The organism is Streptomyces sp. NPDC054883, from assembly GCF_053610645.1.
Genome location: NZ_JBSGYT010000075.1, coordinates 1 through 23935, shown reverse-complemented (window position 1 = coordinate 23935; position 23935 = coordinate 1). Strand labels below are relative to the sequence as shown.

Sequence of the window (23935 nt, the reverse complement as noted above, 5' to 3'; positions counted from 1 at the left end):
GGGCTCGGGGGGATCGAGCCCCGCCGCACCGGCGTTTTCACGCCCGTCGGCCGCGGCCCCGCAGCGCGGGCCGGAGCGCCGCGAGGCGCGCGGAGAGCACCGAGGCGAACGCCGACCACCGGGCCGAGACCGCCCAGCCCACCCGGACGGCCGATCGCGGCAGCAGCAGGGCCCGCAGGCGGGTGCCCCGCGACACCGCCGCCAGCAGCCCGGCCCGCGCTGCCAGCACGTCGCCCGCCAGCCCCTCGTACGGCGCCCGCGCGCCCGGCGGCGCGTACAGCGCCCGTTCCACCGCGCCCGCGACCCGGTGCACCGCCAGGGCCGCCTCGCCCTCCAGCCGCCCCTGCGCGACGATGCGGCCGGCCGCCCGCCGGGGCGACAGCGCCCCGTCCGGCGGGATGCCCGCGTCCCAGGCCGCGTCGCCCAGCTCCTGCCAGGCGGACAGTACGTCCCGCGCGGCCAGCCGCCGCTCCCGCAGCCGCCTGCGCCACACCAGCGGGAGCAGCGGCAGCGCCAGGAGCACCAGGCCGCCCAACGCCCAGCCCAGCACGGCGAACGCCGACACGCCGCCCGAGCCCGCTCCCGCGTCCTGCCCGAGGACCGGACCCCCGCACTCGCCGAGCCTCTTGAGGTCGGGCGGGCAGGCGTCGGTCTGCGAGGGCGCGGCCGCCGGCTCCGACGCGCTCTGCGAGGGCAGTGCGGACGGCGCGGACGGCTGGTTCGCCGGGGTGTCGGTGCGGCCGTAGTCCGGCAGCGAGATCCCGGACCGGGGCGTCGGCTCGAACCGGGTCCAGCCCGCGCCCTCGAAGTACAGCTCGGGCCAGGCGTGCGCGTCGCGCATGGTCACGTTGACGCTGCCGTCCGACTGCTTGGTGCCCGGGGTGAAGCCGACCGCGACGCGTGCCGGGATGCCCAGCGAGCGGGCCATCGCCGCCATCGAGAACGAGAAGTGGATGCAGAAGCCCTCCTTGTCGCTCAGGAACCGGGCGATGGCCTGCGAACCCGTCCCCGAGGACACCGTCGTGTCGTAGCGGAACCCGCCGCTCACCGCGAAGAAGTCCTGGAGCATCACGGCCCGCGTGTAGTTGTCCTTCGCGCCCTGGGTGACCCGCCGGGCCGTGTCGGCCACGACCGCCGGCAGGTTGTCCGGCAGCCTCGTGTACTCGTTCATGACCAGCGGGTCCGTGGGCGGCGCGTGCTGGAGCTGCTCCGCCGTCGGCTGGAGCAGCAGGCTCCGGACGGTGTACTGGGCGCCCTGCACGTTCTGGTAGCTGTCCTTGCCGAGCTGGTCGCCGACCAGGGTCCGGCCGACCGGTTCGAACCGCCACTTCCCGCCGATGTCCACCTGCGTCGCCGGATACGGCATCGGCAGGTAGCGCTGGGCGTACGTGCCGGCCGCCGAGACGGTCGTGCGCACCTCGGACGCGCCGCGCCGGATCTCCGGGCTGCTCAGGCCCTGCGGGTTCGGCAGCCGCGGCGGGACGTCCGTCAGGGGCCGCCCGGAGGCCTCCCACTTGACCCCGTCGAACTCGTCGAGCGCCAGGATCCGCAGGTACTGCTCGGAGAGCTGCGGGCTGTCCGTGCGGTAGCGCAGCACCACCCGGTTGTCCTGCGCGTTCAGGCTGCTCTGGAGGGAGACCAGCGGGTTCACCGCCGAGATGGTCCCGCCGCCCGCGCCGCTGCCGTCGGCGCCGTCGCCACCGGTCCCCAGCAGTCCGCCGCCCATGGCCGGCAGTGCCAGCGGTGCCGCGAGCGCCAGGCCCAGCGCGGCCGCGCCGATCCGCCGCCCGGTGCGTACGGGCGCCACGGCGTGGCCGCCGCCGCTCCCGACGCCTCCGGTGCCCGGGGCGCCGCCGAACACCCGGCCCCACTGTGCGAGCCGGTCGCGGCTCTCGGACAGCAGCAGCATCAGGTATCCGCAGCCGGCCAGCAGGAAGGAGAGCCAGGCGCCGCTGTGGCCCGCCGACAGCCCGGCGGCCACCGAGTACAGCGCGAGCAGCGGGAGCCCGGCCGCGGCGGCGGACCGCATCGTCACGGCCAGCAGGTCCACCAGCAGCCCGATCAGCAGCACCCCGGACAGCAGCAGCAGCCGGATGCCGTCGGTGGTGGGGGCCGGTATGGCGAACTCGCCGACGTCCCGCACGCCCTGCCCGAACAGCGAACCGAAGTCGGTGAGCAGGTAGCCCAGCGCCCCGCCCGAGGGGTTCTCCGCCTTCCCCGCGAACAGGAACGCGAGGAGCAGCAGGGACACCAGGAACTGCGCGCCCGCCGTCAGGGGCCGGGCCAGCGGCACCCGCCGGGCCCCCGCTCCCACCAGGCTCTGTACGCCCAGCAGCAGCGCCGCCTGCACCAGCCAGCCGGAGGACTCCACCAACGGCGCCAGCGACCACGAGGTGAGCAGCGTCGCCAGCCATGCGAAGAGCGTCAGCCGTGCTTGCCCGCTCATCCGCGGCCTCCGGGAGCAGTCGTGCCGAGAGCGGTGGTACCGGCCTGGCGCCACAGCTGGGCGAAGGCCGCGCCGGGCGGTGCGGCCAGCGCCGTCCAGCCCGCGTCGCGCAGCCGGCGCAGCGGTTCCTCCACCCGCGAGGGCAGTCCGGTCCAGGCCGCGGGGTCCAGCACGAACGCCACCGCGCCCCCGCTGCGCTGGCGCATCCCGGCCGCCAGTTCCGTCTGTACGTCGTCCAGGTCCCCGAAGAAGGCGATGAGGAGTCCGTCGGAGCCGGCTCCGGCGAAGCCGCCGCCCCCGCCGGCGCGCAGGGCCTGGTAGGCGCCACCGAGGTCCGCACCGTCGGAGTGGCCGACGACCGCGAGCGTGTCCATCATCAGGCCGGCCGCCTCGGCTGACTCCTGGGCGCCGGAGGAGAAGCCGCCGCCCGCTCCGCCCGGGACCGAATCGCCGGTGTCGGTCAGCAGCCGCACCGAGAAGCCCTGCTCCAGCAGGTGCAGCAGGCTGGAGGCGGCCGCCGACACGGCCCACTCGAAGGCGGAACCGGGTCCCGCGCCCTCGTACGCGCCCTGCCGGGTGTCCAGCAGGACGGTGGCCTTGCTGCGCTGCGGCTGCTCCTCGCGGCGCACCATCAGCTCGCCGTAGCGCGCGGTGGAGCGCCAGTGCACCCGGCGCAGGTCGTCGCCGAGCCGGTAGGTGCGCGGGATCACGTCGTCGTCTCCGGCCAGGGCCAGCGAGCGGCGGCTGCCGTCGCCGTAGCCGGAGGCCTCGCCGCCCAGCCGCACGGCGGGCAGCGCCTCGGTGCGCGGGATGACCGTCAGGGTGTCGTAGGTGCTGAACGAGCGCGTCAGCTCGACCATCCCGAACGGGTCGGTCAGGCGCAGCTGGAGCGGGCCCAGCGGGTAACGGCCGCGCAGGTCGGAGCGGACCCGGTAGGACACCTCGCGGCGGCCGCCCGGCTCGACCCGGTCCAGTACGAAACGGGGCCGCGGCCCCAGCACGTACGGGACCCGGTCCTGGAGCATCAGCAGCCCGGTGGGCATCCGGGACACGTTGTCCATGCGCAGCTGCACCCGGGCCTCGCCCCCGGCGGGCACCCGGGCCGGGGTCAGCAGGCGGCTGCCGGAGACCCGGTAGCGGGTGTGGTGCAGGGCGGCGACGCAGATCAGCGGCAGCAGCGCGAGCAGCAGTCCGACCCGGAGCAGTTCGCTCTGGCCCAGTACGTAGGCGCAGACGGCCGCGGCGGCCCCGGCGGCCAGGAACGACCGGCCGCGGGTGGTCAGCCCCGACAGCGAGGCCCGCAGCCCTCCGGCGTCCTGGGCCGTGCCGCCGGCGCCGTGCGGGGCACCGGCGCTCATCAGAAGCCCCGGATGCCCGCGCCGGGCGGCATCTCGCCGCGGGCGTGCGCGGCGGGGACGGGGGTGCGGTGCAGGATGTCACCGACGACCTGTTCGGCGGTGCGCCGGTTCAGCTGGGCCTGCGCGGTGGGCAGCAGCCGGTGCGCGAGGACGGGCCCGGCCAGCTGCTGGACGTCGTCGGGGAGCACGTAGTCGCGCCCCGACAGCGCGGCGGACGCCTTCACCGCGCGCAGCAGGTGCAAGGTGGCGCGGGGCGAGGCGCCCAGGCGCAGGTCCGGATGGCTGCGGGTGGCGGAGACCAGGTCGACCACGTAGCGGCGGACGGGCTCGGCCACGTACACCTCGCGGACGGCCTCGATCAGCTTGACGATGTCGTGGGCGTGGGCGACGGCCTGGAAGTCGTCGAGCGGGGAGACCCCGCCGTGTACGTCGAGCATCTGGAGCTCGGCCTCGCGGCTCGGGTAGCCGACCGAGACGCGCGCCATGAAACGGTCGCGCTGCGCCTCGGGCAGCGGGTAGGTGCCCTCCATCTCCACCGGGTTCTGGGTGGCGACGACCATGAAGGGGCTGGGCAGCGCGTAGGTGGTGCCGTCGGTGGTGACCTGCCGCTCCTCCATCGACTCCAGCAGCGCCGACTGGGTCTTCGGCGAGGCGCGGTTGATCTCGTCGCCGATGACGATCTGCGCGAAGATCGCGCCCGGCTTGAACTCGAACTCGTGGCGCTGCTGGTCGTAGATGCTGACGCCGGTGATGTCGGAGGGCAGCAGGTCCGGGGTGAACTGGATGCGCTGCACCGAGCAGTCGATGGACTTGGCGAGCGCCTTGGCGAGCATGGTCTTGCCGACGCCCGGGACGTCCTCGATCAGCAGGTGTCCTTCGGCGAGCAGTACGGTCAGCGCGAGGCGGACGACCTCGGGCTTGCCCTCGATGACGCTCTCGACCGACTGGCGCACCCGCTCCGCCGTGCTCGTCAGATCCGCGAGGCTCGCTCGGTCGTCGTACGTGGTCACCTGGTTCTCCTCGGCCCTTTCCCAGGGCCGACGCCCCTTGGCGCATGAACCGGCCCACCCCGAAACCCCCCGAATGCGGGGTGCGGACGCCGGGCCCGACGGCTCCCGGGTGGCGTCACCCCGCATTCTTGACGGCGTTGCGGCGCTGTGTCACTCAGGAGACGGGATCGATCTCCCGCAGGAGCCCGGTGTGTACGTCGAAGACGAAGCCTCGCACATCGTCCTTGAAGGGCAGGAAGGGGTTCGTGCGAACCCGCTGCATGGACTGGCGGACGTCCTGGTCCACGTCCCGGAAGGCCTCCACGGCCCAGGCGGGGCGCTGGCCCACCTCGTCCTCCAGCTCGTGCCGGAAGTCCTCGGTCAGGCTTTCGAGGCCGCAGCCGGTGTGGTGGATCAGTATCACCGCGCGGGTGCCGAGCGCCCGCTGGCTGATGGTGAGCGAGCGGATGGTGTCGTCGGTGACGACGCCTCCGGCGTTGCGGATGGTGTGGCAGTCGCCGAGCTCCAGGCCGAGGGCGGCGTGCAGGTCGAGCCGGGCGTCCATACAAGCCACGACGGCCACCCGCAGCACCGGACGCGCGTCCATGCCGGGGTCCGTGAACTGGGCGGCGTACCGCCGGTTCGCCTCGACCAGCCGGTCGGTCACCGTACGGCCGCCGGATGCCTGGGTTGCCGGGTCTGCGGGCAGGGATGCGGAAGTCGTCATGGCTACGACGTTAATGGTCACAGCCGGTTGTGGCACGGAGTGAGGGTGGACAAAGAACGTCAACGGGAGTTGTTGTGAGCTAACCCACAGGGGTGGGCCGGGGTGGACCGTCCGGGTGATTGGCGGCTTTTGCGGGTTCCGTTCGAGCGGGGCGCACCGGGTGCGGGGCGGTTCGTTGACGGTGGCGACCGTTGCACTAAAGTGACGCGAACCGGCCGGAGCCCGGCCCCACCGGCCGCCCGGCCCCCTGGTAACACTCCGCGTGCGCGGCGCGGCGTATGCCTGCCGCGCCGTTATCTGAGAGGGCGCTTTGACTAGCGAGTCCCGACATGTCCCGGTGATGCTCCAGCGGTGCCTGGACCTGTTGGCCCCGGCGCTGGAGAGGCCCGGCGCCGTAGTCGTCGACTGCACCCTCGGCCTCGGCGGCCACAGCGAGGCCCTGCTGACCCGGTTCCCCGAGGTCCACCTGATCGGCCTGGACCGCGACAAGGAGGCCCTGCGGCTCTCCGGCGAGCGGCTCGCGCCCTTCGGCGAGCGGGCCACCCTCGTGCACGCCATCTACGCCGACCTGGCCGAGGTGCTGGACGGCCTGGGCATCCCCGCCGTCCAGGGCATCCTCTTCGACCTGGGCGTCTCCTCCATGCAGCTCGACGAGGCCGACCGCGGGTTCGCGTACGCGCAGGACGCGCCGCTGGACATGCGGATGGACCAGACGACCGGCATCAGCGCCGCCGAGGTCCTCAACACGTACGCGCCCGGCGAGCTGGTCCGCATCCTGCGCCAGTACGGCGAGGAGAAGCAGGCCAAGCGCATCGTCTCGGCGATCGTGCGCGAGCGCGGGAAGGAACCGTTCTCGAACAGCGCCCGGCTGGTCGAGGTGATCCGCGAGGCGCTGCCGCAGGCGGCGAAGCGGACCGGCGGCAACCCGGCGAAGCGGACCTTCCAGGCCCTGCGGATCGAGGTCAACGCCGAGCTGGCCGGGCTGGAGCGGGCCATCCCCGCGGCCGTGGACCGGATCGCCGTCGGCGGCCGGATCGCGGTGCTGTCCTACCACTCGCTGGAGGACCGGCTGGTGAAGCAGGTCTTCGCCGCGGGCGCGGCCTCCACCGCGCCGCCGGGGCTGCCGGTGGTACCGGAGCGGTACCAGCCGAAGCTGAAACTGCTCACGCGCGGTGCGGAGCTCCCGACGGAGGAGGAGATCGCCGAGAACCGGCGGGCCGCCCCGGCGCGCTTCCGCGGGGTCGAGCGCATCCGGGAGGCGCGGCTGTGACCAGGCGCGGGCTGCTGCGGGGCGGGGGCGGGGCGGGGACCGGCCAGAGCACGTCCGGCCCGGGCACGTCCGGGCAGGCGGCGCGCATGCCGTTCGTCCTGCTGGTCGTGGCCCTGCTGGCCGGCGGGCTGATCAGCCTGCTGCTGCTGAACTCGGCCCTGAACCAGGGCTCCTTCCAGCTGAGCAAGCTCAAGAAGGAGACCACCGTCCTGCGGGACGAGCAGCAGGAGCTCCAGCGGGACGTGGACGGGTACTCGGCGCCGGACGCGCTCCAGCGGCGGGCGCACGAGCTGGGCCTGGTGCCCGGCGGGAGCCCGGTCTTCATCGGCCCGGGCGGGAAGGTCGCGGGAACGCCGGCGGCGGCGGAAGCACCGCCCCCGCCGTCGCCCCCGCCGTCCGCGCCGCCGGTCTCCCCGGGCCCGGCCGCGTCGCCCGCCCCCGCGGCCGCCTCACCCACCCCGAGCCCGGCGGGCTCGCCCTCCCCTGGAAGGTGACGTCGTGAACCGAAACCAGCCTCGCCGGCCGTCGAAGCGCGGGGCCGGCGGCGGAGCCCGGCCGGCGGCCCCGCGGACGGCCGCGGCGGGCCGGCGCCGGGCGGCGGGCGCGTGAGCCCGCAGGTGCCGCGGCGGCGGGTGCCCGGCCCGGCGCGCCCGCGGGCCACGGGCCGCCCCGCGCCGGGGCGCACACCGCACACCATCCGCCTCGGCAGCCCGAGGCCCCGGCTGCGCCTGGTCAGCGTCGCCCTCACCCTCGTGATGCTCGCCTTCGTGGTCCGGCTCCTCCAGGTCCAGGCCGTCGACGCGTCCGCGTACTCCGCCAAGGCCTCCGAGAACCGCTTCGCCAGTTACACCCTGGCCGCCGAGCGCGGGGAGATCACCGACCGCAAGGGCGTGGCCCTGGCCACCAGCGTCGACGCGTACGACATCACGGCCGACCCGAAGATGTTCACCCCGCAGGAGAGCAAGGCCCCGGACGCCCCCGAGCAGGCCGCCGCCCTCCTCGCGCCGATCCTCGGCAAGGACGCCAAGGAGATCGCGGGGCGCCTCAAGACCAAGAACACCCGCTACGTCGTCCTCGCGCGCCGCCAGACCCCCCAGGTCTGGAACCAGATCAAGGACCTCCAGAAGGTCTTCGCCGACAAGGCGGCCGCCGACCGGAAGAACAACGGACCCGGCGCCAACGTGCTGGCCGGCGTGTTCAAGGAGGACAGCAGCAAGCGCGTGTACCCCAACGGCGATCTGGCCGCCGGGATACTGGGTTACGTCAACGCCGACGGCAAGGGCGGCGGCGGCCTGGAATCCGCCCTCGACAAGAAGCTGGCCGGCAAGGACGGCGAACTCACCTACGCCCAGTCCGGCGGCCGCCGCGTCCCCACCGCCGGGTCCAGCGAGAAGCCCGCCGTACCCGGCGAGGACATCGAGCTGACCATCGACCGCGACATCCAGTGGGCCGCGCAGAGCGCGATCACCGAGCAGGTCGAGAAGTCCGGCGCGGACCGCGGCTACGTCATCGTCCAGGACACCCGCACCGGCGAGGTGCTGGCCATGGCCAACGCCCCCGGCTTCGACCCCAACGACCTCAGCAAGGCCAGCTCCGCCGCCATGGGCAACGCGGCCCTCCAGGACGTCTACGAGCCCGGCTCCACCGCCAAGGTGATGTCGATGGCCGCCGTGCTGGAGGAGAAGAAGGCCACCCCGCAGACCCACGTCGAGGTCCCCAACCGGCTGCACCGCGGCGACCGGCTCTTCAAGGACGACATCGACCACCCCACCTGGTACCTGACCCTCAACGGGGTCCTCGCCAAGTCCTCGAACATCGGCACGATCCTCGCCACCGGCCAGCTCGGCAGCACCCAGACCGAGGCCAACAAGGTCCTCTACTCCTACCTGGACAAGTTCGGCATCGGGCGGCCCACCGGCCTGAACTACCCGGGCGAGTCCCGCGGCATCCTCGCCAGGCCCGAGGACTGGTCCACCTCGCAGCAGTTCACGATCCCCTTCGGCCAGGGCCTGTCCCTCAACGCCATGCAGGCCGCCTCCGTGTACTCGACGATCGCCAACGACGGGGTCCGGATCGAGCCGACCCTGGTCCGCGGCACCAAGGGCCCCGACGGCCGCTTCACCCCGGCCAAGGCACCCGGGCAGACCCGCGTCGTCAGCCGGGACACCGCCAAGACCCTCGCGCAGATGCTCGAATCCGTGGTCGACGACCAGGACGGCACCGGCACCAAGGCGCGGATCCCCGGCTACCGGGTCGGCGGCAAGACCGGCACCTCCAACCGGGTGGATCCGGCCACCGGCCGCTACAAGGGGTACACCGCCTCCTTCGCCGGTTTCGCACCCGCCGACAACCCGAGGATCACCGTCTACTGCGCCATCCAGAACCCGACGAAGGGCAGCTACTTCGGCGGCCAGATCTGCGGGCCGATCTACAAGAAGGTCATGGAGTTCGCGCTCAAGACCCTCCAGGTCGCCCCCACCGGAACCGCCCCCGCCGGGCTGCCGGTCACCTACGACGCCGCGCCGCCCCCGCCGGCCGCGCAGCCCGCCCTCCCGCCGGCCCCCCAGCCCGCACCCCGGACCAGCCCGCAGCCCGGCCAGTGAACCGACCGTCAGTGAACCGACCGCCCAGCCAGAGACGCGTGAGGCACCACCAGTGACAACGATCACCCCGAAACCCGGGAACCAGTCGGCCCCCGGCCCCGCGGCCGGGCCCTCACTTCGCGAGCGGCCCGCCGGGCCCGGTACGCTCACCGCCGTGTCCCACGCTGATCAGCCCAGAACGCCCCAGAAAGACGCCCCGGCAGCGCCGCCGGGAGCGCCCAGGCCCGTGTCCGCCCGCCCGACCCCGCTGGGCGAGCTGGCGCAGCTGCTGGGAGTCCGAGCGGCAGGCGCCGCCCCGTCGGCGCAGACGACGCCGATCACCGGCATCACGCACGACTCCCGTGCCGTGCGCCCCGGCGACCTGTACGCGGCCCTGCCCGGCGCCAAGCTGCACGGGGCGGATTTCGCCGCCCAGGCGGCCGCCCTCGGTGCCGCCGCCGTGCTGACCGACCCGGCCGGCGCCGACCGCGCCGCCGGGACCGGCCTGCCGGTGCTCGCCGTCGACGACCCGCGCGGCCGGATGGGCGAGCTCGCCGCCGAGATCTACGGCCGCCCCGGCGAGGCCCTGCTCCAGCTCGGCATCACCGGCACCTCCGGCAAGACCACCACGGCCTACCTCATCGAGGGCGGTCTGCGCGGAGCCGGACGCTCGACGGGCCTGGTCGGCACCGTCGAGATGCGCATCGGCGACGAGCGCATCAAGTCCGAGCGCACCACCCCCGAGGCCACCGACCTCCAGGCCCTGTTCGCCGTCATGCGCGAGCGCGGGGTCGAGGCCGTGACGATGGAGGTCTCCAGCCACGCGCTGGTGCTCGGGCGGGTCGACGGCTGCGTCTTCGACGTCGCCGTCTTCAACAACCTGAGCCCCGAGCACATGGAGTTCCACTCCGACATGGAGGACTACTTCCAGGCCAAGGCGCAGCTCTTCACCGAGCGCCGCGCCCGCCTCGGAGTGGTCAACGCCGACGACGAGTACGGCCGCCGCCTGGCCAAGGAGGCGACGATCCCGGTCGTCACCTTCTCCGCCTCGGGCGACCCCGCCGCCGACTGGCGCGCCGAGGACGTGGTCCTGGGCGCCGCCGACTCCACGCTGACCCTGGTGGGCCCCGACGGGCAGCGGGTACGCGCCACCGCGCCGCTGCCCGGCCCGTTCAACGTCGCCAACACCGTCGCCGCGATCGTCACCCTCGCCGCCGCCGGCCTCGACCCGCAGACCGCCGCCGACGGCGTCGCCGCGGTCCCCGGGGTGCCCGGCCGGCTGGAGCGGGTCGAGGCGGGACAGCCGTACCTGGCCGTCGTCGACTACGCGCACAAGACGGACGCCGTCGAATCGGTGCTGCGGGCACTGCGCGAGGTCACCGAGGGCGAGCTGCACATCGTGCTCGGCTGCGGCGGCGACCGCGACACCACCAAGCGCGCCCCGATGGGCGCGGCGGCCGCCCGCTTCGCCGACACCGCCATCCTGACCTCCGACAACCCGCGCTCCGAGGACCCGCTCGCCATCCTCGCCGCGATGTTCGAAGGCGCCGTCTCCGTGCCGCCCGCCGAGCGGGGCGCCGTCCTGGTCGACGCCGACCGGGCCGCGGCCATCGCCGCGGCCGTCGCGCGGGCCCGGCCCGGTGACACCGTCCTGGTGGCCGGCAAGGGCCACGAGCAGGGCCAGGACACCGCCGGTGTCGTCCGCCCCTTCGACGACCGCGCGGTGCTCCGCGCCGCCATCGAACGCCAACAGCAGGCCTCCCAGGCCGAGGTGACCCCGTGATCCCCCTCTCCCTCGCCGAGATCGCCGACATCACCGGCGGGCAGCTCCACGACATACCGGATCCGTCCGTCCTGGTCACCGGCCCGGTCGTGTTCGACTCCCGCCAGGTGGAGGAGGGCAGCCTGTTCGCCGCCTTCGTCGGCGAGCGCGTCGACGGCCACGACTACGCCGCCACGGCGATCGGGGCGGGCGCCCGCGCGGTACTCGCCACCCGGCCCGTCGAAGTGCCCGCCATCGTCGTCCCCGACGTCGTGGCGGCCCTCGGGGCGCTGGCCGGCGCAGTCGTCGCCCGGATCGGCACCGACGTGGTGGCGCTGACCGGTTCGGCCGGAAAGACCTCCACCAAGGACCTCATCGCCCAGGTCCTCCAGCACCACGCGCCGACCGTGTGGACGCCCGGCAACCTCAACAACGAGATCGGCCTGCCGATCACCACGCTGCGCGCCACCGAGGAGACCCGGCACCTGGTGCTGGAAATGGGCGCCCGCGGCATCGGCCACATCCGCTACCTGACCGGGCTCACCCCGCCCCGGATCGGCCTCGTGCTGAACGTGGGCACCGCCCACATCGGCGAGTTCGGCGGCCGCGAGGCCATCGCCCAGGCCAAGGGCGAGCTGGTCGAGGCCCTGCCCTCCGAAGCCGAGGGCGGGGTCGCCGTCCTGAACGCCGACGACCGGCTGGTACGCGCCATGTCCGCCCGCACGAAGGCCCGTACGGTCCTGTTCGGCGAGGCCGAGGACGCCGACGTACGGGCCACGGACGTCCGGATGACGCCCCAGGGACGGCCTTCCTTCACACTCCACACACCCACCGGGTGCAGTGACGTGACCTTGCGGCTGTACGGTGAGCACCACGTGTCGAACGCGCTCGGCGCGGCCGCGGTCGCCCATGTTCTGGGCATGTCCGCCGACGAGATCGCCACCGCGCTCTCCGGGGCGGGCACCTTGTCCCGGTGGCGGATGGAGGTCACCGAGCGCGCGGACGGCGTCACGATCGTCAACGACGCCTACAACGCGAACCCCGAGTCCATGCGGGCCGCTCTGCGAGCGCTTGCCGCGATGGGCTCCGCCGCACAGGCGAACGGGGGCCGCACGTGGGCGGTGCTCGGCCCCATGGCCGAGCTCGGGGACGACGCGCTGGCCGAACACGACGCGGTGGGACGGCTTGCCGTCCGGCTCAACGTGAGCAAGCTCGTCGCAGTCGGGGGCAGGGAAGCGTCCTGGTTGCAACTGGGCGCATATAACGAGGGTTCGTGGGGTGAGGAGTCGGTGCTCGTGTCCGACGCACAGGCGGCGGTCGACCTGTTGCGCAGTGAACTGCGCCCGGGGGACGTCGTGCTGGTGAAGGCTTCCAGGTCGGCCGGTCTGGAGCGGGTCGCACAGGCTCTGCTCGAAGGCGAGGCCTCCGACCGATGAGGCAGATCCTGTTCGCCGGTGTCATCGGCATGTTCCTCACCGTCATCGGCACCCCGCTGCTGATCAAGCTGCTGGCCCGCAAGGGCTACGGCCAGTTCATCCGTGACGACGGCCCGCGCGGCCACGCCGGGAAGAAGGGCACGCCCACCATGGGCGGCATCTCCTTCATCCTGGCCACGCTCATCGCGTACGCCCTCACCAAGGTGATCACCGGCGAAGAGCCGAGCTTCTCGGGTCTGCTGGTCCTGTTCCTGATGGCGGGCATGGGACTGGTCGGTTACCTGGACGACTACATCAAGATCGTCAAGCGGCGTTCGCTCGGTCTGCGGGCCAAGGCCAAGATGGCCGGCCAGCTGATCGTCGGCATCGCCTTCGCGGTGCTCGCGCTCCAGTTCAAGGACTCGCGCGCGCTGACCCCGGCCTCCACCAAGCTGTCGTTCGTCACGGACTTCGGCTGGTCGATCGGCCCGGTGCTGTTCGTGGTCTGGGCGCTGTTCATGATCCTGGCCATGTCCAACGGCGTGAACCTGACGGACGGCCTGGACGGCCTGGCCACGGGCGCCGCGGTGATGGTCTTCGGCGCGTACACCTTCATCGGTGTCTGGCAGCACCAGGAGTCCTGCGTGAACGCGCAGGACCTCACCAATCCGGCGGCCTGTTTCGAGGTCCGCGACCCGCTGGACCTCGCGGTCGTGGCCTCCGCCCTGATGGGCGCCTGCTTCGGCTTCCTGTGGTGGAACACCTCGCCCGCCAAGATCTTCATGGGCGACACCGGTTCGCTCGCCCTCGGCGGCGCCCTGGCCGGCCTCGCGATCTGCTCCCGCACGGAGTTCCTGATCGCCCTGCTCGGCGGCCTCTTCGTCCTCATCACCATGTCGGTCGTCATCCAGGTCGGCTCCTTCAAGCTGACCGGGAAGCGGGTCTTCCGGATGGCCCCGCTCCAGCACCACTTCGAACTCAAGGGGTGGTCCGAAGTCCTTGTGGTGGTCCGCTTCTGGATCATCCAGGGCATGTGCGTGATCGTGGGCCTCGGCCTCTTCTACGCGGGATGGGCAGCGGACAAGTGACGTCCTGGCAGGGCAAGAACATCACCGTCGCCGGTCTCGGCGTGAGCGGCGTCAGCGCCGCCCGCGCCCTGGCCGGCCTCGGCGCGGTCGTGACCGTCGTAGACGGCGGTGACAGCGAGGGCCACCGGGCCCGCGCGGCGGAGCTGGCGGCGGCGGGGATCTCCGTCCGCCTGGCGGACGCCGAGACGCTGCCCGAGGGCACCGGTCTGATCGTGACCTCGCCCGGCTGGAAGCCCGACAGCCCGCTCTTCCGGGCGGCCGCCGAGGCGGGCGTCGAGGTCGTCGGGGACGTGGAGATCGCCTGGCGGCTGCGGGGCCCCGGCGCGGCGCCCTGGCTCGCCATCACCGGCACCAACGGCAAGACCACCACCACGCAGATGCTCGCCTCGATCCTGCGGGCCGCGGGCCTGCGGACGGCGGCCGTCGGCAACATCGGCACCCCCATCATCGACGTGGTGACCGGCGAGGAGCAGTACGACGTGCTCGCCGTCGAACTCTCCAGCTACCAGCTGCACTGGGCGCCCTCGGTGCGCGCCCACTCGGCGGCCGTGCTCAACCTGGCCCCCGACCACCTCGACTGGCACGGCTCCATGGAGGCGTACGCCGCCGACAAGGGCCGGATCTACGAGGGCAACACCGTCGCCTGCGTCTACAACGTCGCCGACCCGGCCACCGAGCAACTGGTCGAGGACGCCGACGTCGAGGAGGGCTGCCGGGCGATCGGCTTCACCCTCGGCGCCCCCGGCCCCTCGATGCTCGGCGTCGTCGACGGCATCCTCGTGGACCGTGCCTTCGTCGAGAACCGGCAGAAGAACGCCCAGGAGCTCGCCGAGGTCCAGGACGTCAAGCCGCCGGCGCCGCACAACATCGCCAACGCGCTCGCCGCGGCCGCCCTCGCCCGCGCCTTCGGCGTCCCGCCCCGAGCCGTCCGTGACGGCCTGCGCGACTTCCGCCCGGACGCCCACCGGGTCGCGCACGTGGCCGAGGTGGCGGGGGTCACGTACGTGGACGACTCCAAGGCCACCAACACGCACGCCGCGGAGGCCTCCCTCGCCGCCTTCGAACCCGTCGTCTGGATCGCCGGCGGCCTCGCCAAGGGCGCGACCTTCGACGAACTCGTGCAGAAGTCGGCGAAGCGGCTGCGCGCCGTGGTGCTGATGGGCGCCGACCGGGCCCTGATCGGGCAGGCGCTGGCGCGACACGCCCCGCAGGTCCCGGTCGTGGACCTCGACCGGACCGACACTGGGGCGATGCTCGCAGCGGTCCGGGAAGCGGCCCGGCTCGCCGAGCGCGGCGACACGGTCCTGCTGGCACCTGCCTGTGCCTCGATGGACATGTTCGCGAACTACAACAAGCGTGGGGACGCGTTCGCCGACGCGGTACGCGAACTGGCCGCCGAGAGCGCCTAGGTCGACCCAGGGCAGGTGTCCCTCCCCGACCGGCTGCTCGCCTCGTACGAGTGGAGGGGAAGATCACAGATGCCGGCCAGACAAGTCCTGCCGGGGCGGCGGCCGTCCGCCACGAAGGCCGTCAAGGCGGTCAGAGCCGTCACGTCCGTGAAGGCGGTCCGGGCCCAGGGCCGCAAGCGCCCCGCGGGCCGCCCCGGCGGCCCTACGGGGCGCGGGCCGCTCGCCGGGCTCCGGCGCACACAGTGGCAGTTGCGCAAGGCCTGGGACCGCCCGCTCACCGCGTATTACCTGATTTTCGGCAGTTCGCTGCTCATCACCGTCCTCGGACTGGTGATGGTCTACTCCGCATCCATGATCAAGGCGCTCCAGCTGGGCCTGGGTGACGCCTACTTCTTCAAGAAGCAGTTCCTGGCCGCCCTGATCGGCGCCGGCCTGCTGCTGATCGCGTCCCGGATGCCGGTCAAACTGCACCGGGCATTCTCCTATCCGGTGCTCGCCGGAACGCTCTTCCTGATGGTCCTGGTCCAGGTACCGGGGATAGGAGTGTCGATCAACGGCAATCAGAACTGGATCTCCCTTGGCGGTCCGTTCATGCTCCAGCCCAGCGAGTTCGGCAAACTGGCGCTGGTCCTGTGGGGTGCGGACCTGCTGGCGCGCAAGGGCGAGAAGGGGCTGCTGAGCCAGTGGAAGCACCTGCTGGTGCCGCTCGTGCCGGTGACCTTCCTGCTGCTCGGGCTCATCATGCTCGGCGGGGACATGGGAACCGCCGTGATCCTCGGGGCGATCCTGTTCGGGCTGCTCTGGCTGGCCGGGGCACCGACGCGGATGTTCGCGGGAGTGCTGGCCTTCGCGGGTGTGATCGTCGTACTGCTGATCAAGACCAGTCCGCACCGGATGGACCGGCTGGCCTGCATCGGTGCGACAGAACCGGGCAAGAACGACCTTTGCTGGCAGGCCGTCCACGGGATCTACGCTCTCGCGTCCGGTGGATGGTTCGGTTCCGGCTTGGGTGCGAGTGTGGAAAAATGGGGGCAACTGCCCGAAGCCCATACGGACTTCATCTTTGCCATCACCGGTGAGGAACTGGGTCTGGCGGGGACGCTGTCGGTGCTCGCACTGTTCGCGGCCCTAGGCTATGCGGGTATCCGCGTGGCCGGACGCACGGAGGACTCCTTCGTACGGTATGCCGCGGGAGGCGTGACCACGTGGATCACGGCCCAGGCCGTGATCAACATCGGTGCGGTGCTCGGTCTGCTGCCGATCGCCGGGGTCCCGCTCCCGCTGTTCTCCTACGGAGGGTCGGCCCTGCTGCCGACCATGTTCGCGGTCGGACTGCTCATCGCCTTCGCGCGGGAGGAACCGGCCGCGCGCGCGGCGCTCGCGATGCGGCAGCCGAAGAACGGCCGACTGCGGACCGGGCTGAGATGGAAGTCGATGAGACGGCGCGTCACAAGGCGTCCGTCCGGAGAGCGGTGAATTTCGGTGCATGTCGTACTCGCCGGTGGGGGGACCGCCGGCCACATCGAGCCGGCGCTCGCCCTCGCGGACGCCCTGCGCAGGCAGGACCCTTCCGTGGGCATCACCGCCCTCGGCACGGAACGCGGACTCGAAACCCGCCTCGTGCCCGAGCGCGGCTACGAGCTGGGGCTGATCCCCGCCGTACCGCTGCCCCGCAAGCCCACCCCCGAGCTGATCACCGTCCCCGGACGGCTGCGCGGCACGATCAAGGCGGCAGAGGAGATCCTGGAACGCACCAAGGCCGACTGCGTCGTCGGGTTCGGCGGCTACGTGGCGCTGCCCGGCTACCTCGCGGCCAAGCGCCTCGGGGTGCCGATCATCGTCCACGAGGCCAACGCCCGGCCGGGACTGGCCAACAAGATCGGCTCCCGCTACGCGCACGCCGTCGCGGTGTCGACGCCGGACAGCAAGCTGCGCGGCGCCCGCTACGTGGGCATCCCGCTGCGCCGCTCGATCTCGACCCTGGACCGGGCCGCCGTCCGCCCCGAGGCGCGCGCCGCCTTCGGGCTGGACCCCAACCTGCCGACCCTGCTGGTCTCCGGTGGCTCGCAGGGCGCCCGCCGCCTCAACGAGACGATCCAGGCGGTCGCACCGACCCTCCAGCGCTCCGGGATCCAGATCCTGCACGCGGTCGGCCCGAAGAACGAACTGCCGCGTGTCGACAACATGCCCGGGATGCCGCCCTATGTCCCGGTACCGTACGTGGACCGGATGGACCTCGCGTACGCCGCCGCCGACATGATGCTGTGCCGTGCGGGCGCGATGACCGTCGCCGAACTCTCCGCCGTCGGGCTTCCGGCCGCCTACGTACCGCTGCCGATCGGCAACGGTGAGCAGCGGCTCAACGCCCAGCCGGTGGTGAAGGCCGGCGGCGGCCTGCTCGTCGACGACGCGGAACTCACCCCCGAGTGGGTGCTCGGCCAGGTCCTCCCGGTGCTCGCCGACCCGCACCGCCTCTACGAGATGTCCCGCGCCGCCGCCGAGTTCGGCCGCCGGGACGCCGACGAGCTGCTCGTCGGCCTGGTCTACGAGGCGATCGCCGCACGCAGTAACCGCTAGCCAGGAGGCACAGGAGTGGCCGGAGCGACGACCGCACAACGAGGCAATCCCGGCCCCGGCCGGCCCCGCCCCAAGGGCGGGGGCTCCGGTGCTCCCAAGCCGCCCGGCGGCCCCAAGCCGCCCGAGCGGACCGGCCTGCGGGGTCCCGGCATCAGGTCGCGCCGGGTCCTCGTGCTGGCCTCGCTCGTCGCCGCGGTGCTCCTCGCCGCCGGCGGCACCTGGGTGCTCTACGGATCCTCCTGGCTCCGCGTCGAGAAGGTCACGGCCACCGGTACCGACGTGCTCACCGGACAGCAGGTGCTCGCGGCGGCGGCCGTGCCGGTCGGCGCGCCCCTGGTGAGCGTCGACGGCGACGAGATCGAGGGCCGGTTGCTCCGCCGGCTGCCCCGCATCGATTCGGTCGATGTGGTGCGGGCCTGGCCGCACGGGATCGGTCTGAAAGTGAAGGAACGCAAACCGGTCCTGCTCATCAAGAAGGACGCGAAGTTCGTCGAAGTGGACGCTTCGGGTGTGCGATTCGACACGGTGGCGAAAGCACCCGCCGGCGTCCCGGTCCTCGAATTGGCCGCGGAGCACTCGCCGAGCGGCCGTCGCTTCGACGCCGAACGGCTGCTGCACGAGGCGGTGGGAATCGCGGGAAGCCTCCCCGAAGCCGTCGCCAAGGAGACCGTGCAGGTCAGGCTGGAGTCCTACGACTCCGTCGTGCTCCAGCTGTCGCGGGGCCGGACGGTCGTCTGGGGGAGCGGTGAACTGGGCGAGGCGAAGGGGCGCGCGCTGACCGCTCTGCTGAAAGCCGCACCGGGCGCTGGGCACTTCGACGTGAGCGTCCCCACCGCGCCTGCTGTGTCCGGGAGTTGACGTCCGGTCGAACGGCGACGCACCCTGGTTGGCCAGCGATACGGGTGATCACATAGGGTGAAAAGAAAAACGGGAGGTTCGGCGTGTTCGTTGAACACGCGCTACTTGTCGACTTAGTGTCCTGTTCGGAAGAGTCCAAGGAACAGACACACCCCTAACCCTAAACTTCAGGGTTAGGGTTCGGGTCGGCGCGTACGGACCGCCCCATTTCGGCATCAGTCGTCGCAACGCAGGCCCGCGAGGCGGCGACACGTAACTCGAGGCGAGAGGCCTTCGACGTGGCAGCACCGCAGAACTACCTCGCAGTCATCAAGGTCATCGGTGTCGGCGGCGGTGGTGTCAATGCCATCAACCGAATGATCGAGGTCGGTCTCAAGGGCGTCGAGTTCATCGCCATCAACACGGACGCCCAGGCGCTGTTGATGAGCGACGCCGACGTCAAGCTCGACGTCGGCCGTGAACTCACCCGGGGCCTCGGCGCCGGCGCCAACCCGGCCGTCGGCCGCAAGGCGGCAGAGGACCACCGCGAGGAGATCGAGGAGGTCCTCAAGGGGGCCGACATGGTCTTCGTCACCGCCGGTGAGGGCGGCGGCACCGGCACGGGCGGCGCCCCCGTCGTCGCCAACATCGCGCGCTCGCTGGGCGCCCTGACGATCGGTGTGGTCACCCGGCCGTTCACCTTCGAGGGCCGGCGCCGCGCGAACCAGGCGGAGGACGGCATCGCCGAGCTCCGCGAAGAGGTCGACACCCTCATCGTCATCCCCAACGACCGCCTGCTGTCCATCTCGGACCGCCAGGTCAGCGTCCTCGACGCGTTCAAGTCGGCCGACCAGGTCCTGCTCTCGGGCGTGCAGGGCATCACCGACCTGATCACCACCCCGGGTCTGATCAACCTCGACTTCGCGGACGTCAAGTCCGTGATGTCCGAGGCGGGCTCGGCCCTGATGGGCATCGGCTCGGCCCGCGGCGACGACCGTGCGGTGGCCGCGGCGGAGATGGCCATCTCCTCGCCGCTCCTGGAGGCCTCCATCGACGGCGCCCGGGGCGTCCTGCTTTCCATCTCCGGTGGATCGGACCTCGGTCTCTTCGAGATCAACGAGGCCGCGCAGCTGGTCAGCGAAGCGGCGCACCCCGAGGCGAACATCATCTTCGGCGCCGTCATCGACGACGCGCTCGGCGACGAGGTGCGGGTCACCGTCATCGCGGCCGGGTTCGACGGCGGACAGCCCCCGGCCCGCCGGGACAACGTCATCGGCGCCGCGTCCACCAAGCGCGAGGAGCCGGCCCCGGCGCCGGTCCGCGCCGCCCCCGAGCCGGTGCGCCCGGCCTTCGGCGGACTCGGCACGGTCACCCCTCGCGAGGACCCCCCGGCTCCGGCCGAGGTCCCGGTCGAGGCGGCGGCCCCGGCGCCACAGGTCCCGACGGCCCGTCCCTACGCGGACAGCCCGGCCGAGGAACTGGACGTACCGGACTTCTTGAAGTGACGCTGGCACACCACACCGAGAACGGCGCGCATTTCGCCTTCACCGACAGGTGGGGCGGGGTGAGCGCCGTTCCGTACGAGGAGCTCAATCTCGGCGGCGCGGTCGGAGACGACCCGGCCGCCGTTCGTGCGAACCGGACGCGCGCCGCCGGGTCCCTGGGCATCGAGCCCGGGCAGGTGGTCTGGATGAACCAGGTGCACGGCCGGGACGTGATGGTGGTCGACGGACCGTGGGGCACCGGCCGGGAGGTCCCGGCCGTGGACGCGGTGGTGACCGGCCGTCGGGGGCTCCCCCTCGCGGTGCTCACCGCCGACTGCGTGCCCGTCCTGCTCGCCGACCCGGTCGCCGGGATCGCGGGCGCCGCCCACGCCGGGCGGCCCGGGCTGGTCGCGGGGGTCGTGCCCGCCGTCGTCGAGGCGATGACCGCGCTCGGCGCGGACCCGGCCAGGGTGGTCGCCCGTACCGGACCGGCCGTCTGCGGGCGCTGCTACGAAGTGCCCGCCGAGATGCGGGCGGCGGTCGCCGAGGCCGTTCCGGCCGCCTGGGGCGAGACCAGTTGGGGAACGCCCTCCGTCGACGTGGTCGCCGGGGTGCACGCGCAACTGGCCGAAGCGGGGGTGGCCGACAGCCGCCGATCCCCGGTCTGCACACTGGAGTCGCGGGACCACTTCTCGTACCGTCGCGACCGGGTGACCGGGCGGCTGGCCGGATATGTCTGGTTGGACTGAAATATGATGGACCGTAAGTCGGAACTCGCCGAGAACCTCGCGCGGGTGGAGGGACGGATCTCGTCCGCCTGCGCGGCAGCCGGCCGGGCCCGTGACGAGGTGACCCTGATCGTGGTCACCAAGACGTATCCGGCGAGCGACGTACGACTGCTGGCGGAGCTGGGTGTCCGTCATGTTGCGGAAAATCGCGACCAGGACGCCGCCCCCAAGGCTGCGGCCTGCGCGGATCTGCCGCTCGCCTGGCACTTCGTGGGCCAGTTGCAGACGAACAAAGTCCGTTCCGTGGCGGGATACGCGCACGTGGTGCAGTCGGTCGACCGGCCGAAACTCGTCACGGCGCTGTCGGCGGCCGCGCAGCACGCGGGGCGGGAACTCGGCTGCCTCGTACAGATCGCCCTCGACGCCGAGTCGGGCGAGCGGGGGACGCGGGGCGGGGCGGCGCCCGACCTGCTCCCGGAACTGGCGGACCTCGTGGCCGCCGCACCGGGACTGCGGCTCGACGGTCTCATGACCGTGGCCCCGCTGGCGGGCCCCTACGCGGGGCGCGAACAGGCGGCCTTCGAGCGGCTGATGGAATTGTCATCCGGCCTGCGCGCCGACCATCCGGCTGCCACGATGGTGTCGGCCGGAATGAGCGCGGACTTGGAACAGGCCGTGATGGCCGGTGCGACACATGTGCGCGTCGGCACTGCGGTACTCGGCGCGAGACCCCGGCTCGGGTAACGTCGCGAAGAAAGTCGGACCACAGCAGAAAATATGGTCATTTCCGCCGATGAGCGGACAGGCCACGTGGATCGCGGGCAGTTGGTGACATCGCCGACATGGCCTTCGCTGGCACAGCGGCACCTGCGGCAGGGCGATCCACCACAGAGCGGAGGACTCGGAGAATGGCCGGCGCGATGCGCAAGATGGCGGTCTACCTCGGCCTCGTGGAGGACGACCGGTACGACAATCCGGGGTACGACCCCGATGACGAGTTCGAGCCCGAGCCGGAGCCGGAGCGGGATCGCCGGCGTCAGCCACCCGCGCACCAAACGCCCGTAACGGACGAACCGGTACGGGCCGTACAGCCTCCGGCGCCACGGGAACCCACCCCGGCACCGGTTGAAAACGGACGTCCGGCGCGAATCGCACCCGTGGCATCCATCACACCTGACCGCACCAGTATGGAGAAGAACGCCCCCGTGATCATGCCCAAGGTCGTCTCCGAGCGGGAGCCGTACCGCATCACGACGCTGCACCCCCGGACCTACAACGAGGCCCGTACCATCGGGGAACACTTCCGTGAGGGCACTCCGGTGATCATGAACCTCACGGAGATGGACGACACCGACGCGAAGCGTCTGGTCGACTTCGCCGCCGGCCTCGTGTTCGGTCTGCACGGCAGCATTGAACGCGTGACACAGAAGGTGTTCCTGCTGTCGCCTGCTAACGTCGATGTCACGGCGGAGGACAAGGCCCGCATCGCGGAGGGCGGGTTCTTCAACCAAAGCTAGACCGATCCGTCAGACACGGGGCCGGGAACAGAGCGGGAGCAGGGGAGAGGGAAGCGCGGGATGGGCGTCGCACTGCAGGTGGTCTACATCGCGCTGATGTGCTTCCTTATCGTGCTGATCTTCCGACTGGTCATGGACTACGTGTTCCAGTTCGCACGCTCATGGACACCCGGCAAGGCGATGGTGGTCGTTCTGGAGGCCACCTACACTGTCACCGATCCACCGCTCAAGCTTCTCCGGCGTTTCATCCCGCCGTTGCGTCTCGGGGGCGTGGCACTCGACCTGTCCTTCTTCGTTCTGATGATCATCGTTTACATCCTCATCAGTTTCGTGAGCACCGCTGCGAGAAGCGTGTGAACGATGAGCTTCTCCGCGCGCGCGGGGACAGTCCCGATACGGTCTTGCCGACTGCCGACGACTACGTAGAGGTGAAGAAGACATGCCGCTGACTCCCGAGGACGTGCGGAACAAGCAGTTCACGACCGTCCGCCTCCGAGAAGGCTATGACGAGGACGAGGTCGATGCCTTCCTCGACGAGGTCGAGTCCGAACTGACGCGCCTGCTGCGCGAGAACGAGGACCTGCGCGCCAAGCTGGCCGCCGCCACCCGGGCCGCCGCGCAGAACCAGCAGCAGCAGGGCATGCGCAAGCCCGAGCCCCAGGACCAGCGAGGTCCCGGCGGCCCCGTCCCGGCGGCCATATCCGGCCCGCCGCAGCAGCAGCAGCCGCAGATGGGCCCGCCGCAGCTGCCCGGTGGCCAGCCGCAGCTGCCCGCCGGTCCCGGCGGCCACGGCCCGCAGGGCCCCGGCCCGCAGGGCCCCGGCCCGATGGGCGGCCCCATGCAGCAGCACAGCATGGGCGGCCAGCAGCAGATGGGCCAGCAGCAGATGGGGCAGCAGCAGATGGGCCAGCAGCCCATGCAGCAGCAGTCCATGGGCGGCCAGAACCCGCTCGGCCAGCCCATGGGCCAGCAGATGGGCCAGCAGATGGGCCAGCAGATGCAGCCGATGGGGCAGCAGATGCAGCCCATGGGCCAGCCCATGCACCAGCAGCAGCCGCAGCTCCCGCAGCAGGGCCCCGGTGGCGACAGCGCCGCCCGCGTCCTGTCGCTCGCGCAGCAGACCGCCGACCAGGCGATCGCGGAGGCCCGCTCCGAGGCCAACAAGATCGTCGGCGAGGCCCGTAGCCGCGCCGAGGGCCTGGAGCGGGACGCCCGCGCCAAGGCCGACGCGCTGGAGCGGGACGCGCAGGAGAAGCACCGCGTCGCGATGGGCTCCCTGGAGTCCGCCCGCGCCACCCTGGAGCGCAAGGTCGAGGACCTGCGGGGCTTCGAGCGCGAGTACCGTACGCGCCTCAAGTCCTACCTGGAGTCGCAGCTGCGCCAGCTGGAGACCCAGGCCGACGACTCCCTCGCCCCGCCGCGCAACCCGGCCGGTCCGGCGCTGCCGCCGTCGCCGGCTCCGTCGATGGCTCCGGCCGGTGCGATGGGCCACTCCATGGGCGGCCCGTCCCCCATGGGCGGTCCCTCCCCGATGGGCGGCGGTCCGTCCTACGGCGGCCAGCAGCAGATGTCCCCGGCGATGACGCAGCCGATGGCTCCGGTGCGGCCGACTGCGCCGCAGCCGATGCAGGCGCCGTCGCCGATGCGTGGCTTCCTGATCGACGAGGACGACAACTAAGCCGCCGCCGCGCAGGTCGGCAGTCGCTTCACGGGCCGGGCCCGGTTCCCCTTCGGGGGCACCGGGCC

General features: G+C 72.3%; 19 protein-coding genes and 1 pseudogene. 16 read left to right on the top strand and 4 right to left on the bottom strand.

The genetic code is table 11. The features are described from left to right. Positions 1 to 37: 37 nt before the first annotated feature. From ACWGH1_RS33645 to ACWGH1_RS33630, 4 genes are all read right to left on the bottom strand, one after another. On the bottom strand, positions 38 to 2446 hold the full coding sequence (locus tag ACWGH1_RS33645) for a transglutaminase family protein (RefSeq protein ID WP_453409293.1): 2409 nt from the start codon (positions 2444 to 2446) through the stop codon (positions 38 to 40). Next, positions 2443 to 3804 (bottom strand): DUF58 domain-containing protein, encoded by a 1362-nt coding sequence (locus tag ACWGH1_RS33640; protein WP_453355067.1) that lies wholly within the window; start codon positions 3802 to 3804, stop codon positions 2443 to 2445. Before ACWGH1_RS33640 ends, ACWGH1_RS33645 begins: the two co-directional genes overlap by 4 nt. Beyond that, the gene (locus ACWGH1_RS33635) at positions 3804 to 4814 is read right to left on the bottom strand and encodes an AAA family ATPase (protein WP_453355066.1); all 1011 of its coding nucleotides are present in this window, start codon (positions 4812 to 4814) and stop codon (positions 3804 to 3806) included. The genes ACWGH1_RS33640 and ACWGH1_RS33635 overlap by 1 nt, the downstream gene beginning before the upstream one ends. Positions 4815 to 4968: 154 nt before the next feature. After that, on the bottom strand, positions 4969 to 5520 hold the full coding sequence (locus tag ACWGH1_RS33630; protein WP_453355065.1) for a beta-class carbonic anhydrase: 552 nt from the start codon (positions 5518 to 5520) through the stop codon (positions 4969 to 4971). Between the two features lie 340 nt (positions 5521 to 5860). Between ACWGH1_RS33630 and rsmH the strand changes: the two genes are divergently transcribed. The 16 genes and pseudogenes from rsmH to ACWGH1_RS33550 all read left to right on the top strand — a co-directional run bounded on the left by rsmH (position 5861) and on the right by ACWGH1_RS33550 (position 23867). Beyond that, on the top strand, positions 5861 to 6790 hold the full coding sequence (gene rsmH / locus ACWGH1_RS33625; RefSeq protein ID WP_443056756.1) for a 16S rRNA (cytosine(1402)-N(4))-methyltransferase RsmH: 930 nt from the start codon (positions 5861 to 5863) through the stop codon (positions 6788 to 6790). Continuing rightward, a complete protein-coding gene (locus ACWGH1_RS33620; protein ID WP_453409292.1) occupies positions 6787 to 7284 on the top strand; it encodes a hypothetical protein in 498 nt (165 codons plus the stop codon). The genes rsmH and ACWGH1_RS33620 overlap by 4 nt, the downstream gene beginning before the upstream one ends. A 111-nt stretch (positions 7285 to 7395) precedes the next feature. Next, positions 7396 to 9303 (top strand): annotated as a pseudogene (locus ACWGH1_RS33615) (peptidoglycan D,D-transpeptidase FtsI family protein); the annotation flags it as partial. 142 nt (positions 9304 to 9445) lie between these two features. After that, positions 9446 to 11155, top strand: coding sequence for a UDP-N-acetylmuramoyl-L-alanyl-D-glutamate--2,6-diaminopimelate ligase (locus ACWGH1_RS33610; protein WP_453354726.1), 1710 nt, complete (start codon positions 9446 to 9448; stop codon positions 11153 to 11155). Continuing rightward, positions 11152 to 12570, top strand: a complete 1419-nt coding sequence (locus tag ACWGH1_RS33605) for a UDP-N-acetylmuramoyl-tripeptide--D-alanyl-D-alanine ligase (RefSeq protein WP_453354727.1) — start codon at positions 11152 to 11154, stop codon at positions 12568 to 12570. The genes ACWGH1_RS33610 and ACWGH1_RS33605 overlap by 4 nt, the downstream gene beginning before the upstream one ends. Further along, entirely contained in the window at positions 12567 to 13637 is a 1071-nt protein-coding gene (gene mraY, locus ACWGH1_RS33600) for a phospho-N-acetylmuramoyl-pentapeptide-transferase (RefSeq protein ID WP_453354728.1), read from the top strand. Before ACWGH1_RS33605 ends, mraY begins: the two co-directional genes overlap by 4 nt. Next, entirely contained in the window at positions 13619 to 15046 is a 1428-nt protein-coding gene (gene murD / locus ACWGH1_RS33595) for a UDP-N-acetylmuramoyl-L-alanine--D-glutamate ligase (RefSeq protein WP_453409291.1), read from the top strand. The genes mraY and murD overlap by 19 nt, the downstream gene beginning before the upstream one ends. A gap of 69 nt (positions 15047 to 15115) precedes the next feature. Beyond that, on the top strand, positions 15116 to 16522 hold the full coding sequence (gene ftsW / locus ACWGH1_RS33590) for a putative lipid II flippase FtsW (protein ID WP_453409290.1): 1407 nt from the start codon (positions 15116 to 15118) through the stop codon (positions 16520 to 16522). Between the two features lie 6 nt (positions 16523 to 16528). Then, the gene (gene murG, locus ACWGH1_RS33585) at positions 16529 to 17623 is read left to right on the top strand and encodes an undecaprenyldiphospho-muramoylpentapeptide beta-N-acetylglucosaminyltransferase (protein WP_361315885.1); all 1095 of its coding nucleotides are present in this window, start codon (positions 16529 to 16531) and stop codon (positions 17621 to 17623) included. Between the two features lie 15 nt (positions 17624 to 17638). Then, positions 17639 to 18481, top strand: a complete 843-nt coding sequence (locus tag ACWGH1_RS33580) for a cell division protein FtsQ/DivIB (protein WP_453354471.1) — start codon at positions 17639 to 17641, stop codon at positions 18479 to 18481. Positions 18482 to 18759: 278 nt separating this feature from the next. Continuing rightward, a complete protein-coding gene (gene ftsZ, locus ACWGH1_RS33575) occupies positions 18760 to 19965 on the top strand; it encodes a cell division protein FtsZ (protein WP_389658859.1) in 1206 nt (401 codons plus the stop codon). Continuing rightward, positions 19962 to 20693 (top strand): peptidoglycan editing factor PgeF, encoded by a 732-nt coding sequence (pgeF, locus tag ACWGH1_RS33570; protein ID WP_453354472.1) that lies wholly within the window; start codon positions 19962 to 19964, stop codon positions 20691 to 20693. Before ftsZ ends, pgeF begins: the two co-directional genes overlap by 4 nt. A 3-nt stretch (positions 20694 to 20696) precedes the next feature. After that, complete coding sequence (locus tag ACWGH1_RS33565; RefSeq protein ID WP_453354473.1) at positions 20697 to 21416, top strand: YggS family pyridoxal phosphate-dependent enzyme; 720 nt, start codon at positions 20697 to 20699, stop codon at positions 21414 to 21416. Between the two features lie 164 nt (positions 21417 to 21580). After that, on the top strand, positions 21581 to 22189 hold the full coding sequence (locus ACWGH1_RS33560) for a cell division protein SepF (protein WP_361135826.1): 609 nt from the start codon (positions 21581 to 21583) through the stop codon (positions 22187 to 22189). Between the two features lie 60 nt (positions 22190 to 22249). Continuing rightward, the gene (locus ACWGH1_RS33555; protein WP_030155988.1) at positions 22250 to 22546 is read left to right on the top strand and encodes a YggT family protein; all 297 of its coding nucleotides are present in this window, start codon (positions 22250 to 22252) and stop codon (positions 22544 to 22546) included. Positions 22547 to 22628: 82 nt separating this feature from the next. After that, on the top strand, positions 22629 to 23867 hold the full coding sequence (locus ACWGH1_RS33550) for a DivIVA domain-containing protein (RefSeq protein ID WP_453409289.1): 1239 nt from the start codon (positions 22629 to 22631) through the stop codon (positions 23865 to 23867). Positions 23868 to 23935 lie beyond the last annotated feature (68 nt).

What these genes read in the sequence shown, in the direction of transcription:
- ACWGH1_RS33645 (WP_453409293.1), bottom strand. Translation starts at nt 2,446, where the DNA reads ATGAGCGGGCAAGCACGGCTGACGCTCTTCGCATGGCTGGCGACGCTG.
- ACWGH1_RS33640 (WP_453355067.1), bottom strand. Translation starts at nt 3,804, where the DNA reads ATGAGCGCCGGTGCCCCGCACGGCGCCGGCGGCACGGCCCAGGACGCC.
- ACWGH1_RS33630 (WP_453355065.1), bottom strand. Translation starts at nt 5,520, where the DNA reads ATGACGACTTCCGCATCCCTGCCCGCAGACCCGGCAACCCAGGCATCC.
- rsmH (WP_443056756.1), top strand. Translation starts at nt 5,861, where the DNA reads ATGCTCCAGCGGTGCCTGGACCTGTTGGCCCCGGCGCTGGAGAGGCCC.
- mraY (WP_453354728.1), top strand. Translation starts at nt 12,567, where the DNA reads ATGAGGCAGATCCTGTTCGCCGGTGTCATCGGCATGTTCCTCACCGTC.
- murD (WP_453409291.1), top strand. Translation starts at nt 13,619, where the DNA reads ATGGGCAGCGGACAAGTGACGTCCTGGCAGGGCAAGAACATCACCGTC.
- ftsW (WP_453409290.1), top strand. Translation starts at nt 15,116, where the DNA reads ATGCCGGCCAGACAAGTCCTGCCGGGGCGGCGGCCGTCCGCCACGAAG.
- ACWGH1_RS33565 (WP_453354473.1), top strand. Translation starts at nt 20,697, where the DNA reads ATGATGGACCGTAAGTCGGAACTCGCCGAGAACCTCGCGCGGGTGGAG.
- ACWGH1_RS33560 (WP_361135826.1), top strand. Translation starts at nt 21,581, where the DNA reads ATGGCCGGCGCGATGCGCAAGATGGCGGTCTACCTCGGCCTCGTGGAG.
- ACWGH1_RS33555 (WP_030155988.1), top strand. Translation starts at nt 22,250, where the DNA reads ATGGGCGTCGCACTGCAGGTGGTCTACATCGCGCTGATGTGCTTCCTT.
- ACWGH1_RS33550 (WP_453409289.1), top strand. Translation starts at nt 22,629, where the DNA reads ATGCCGCTGACTCCCGAGGACGTGCGGAACAAGCAGTTCACGACCGTC.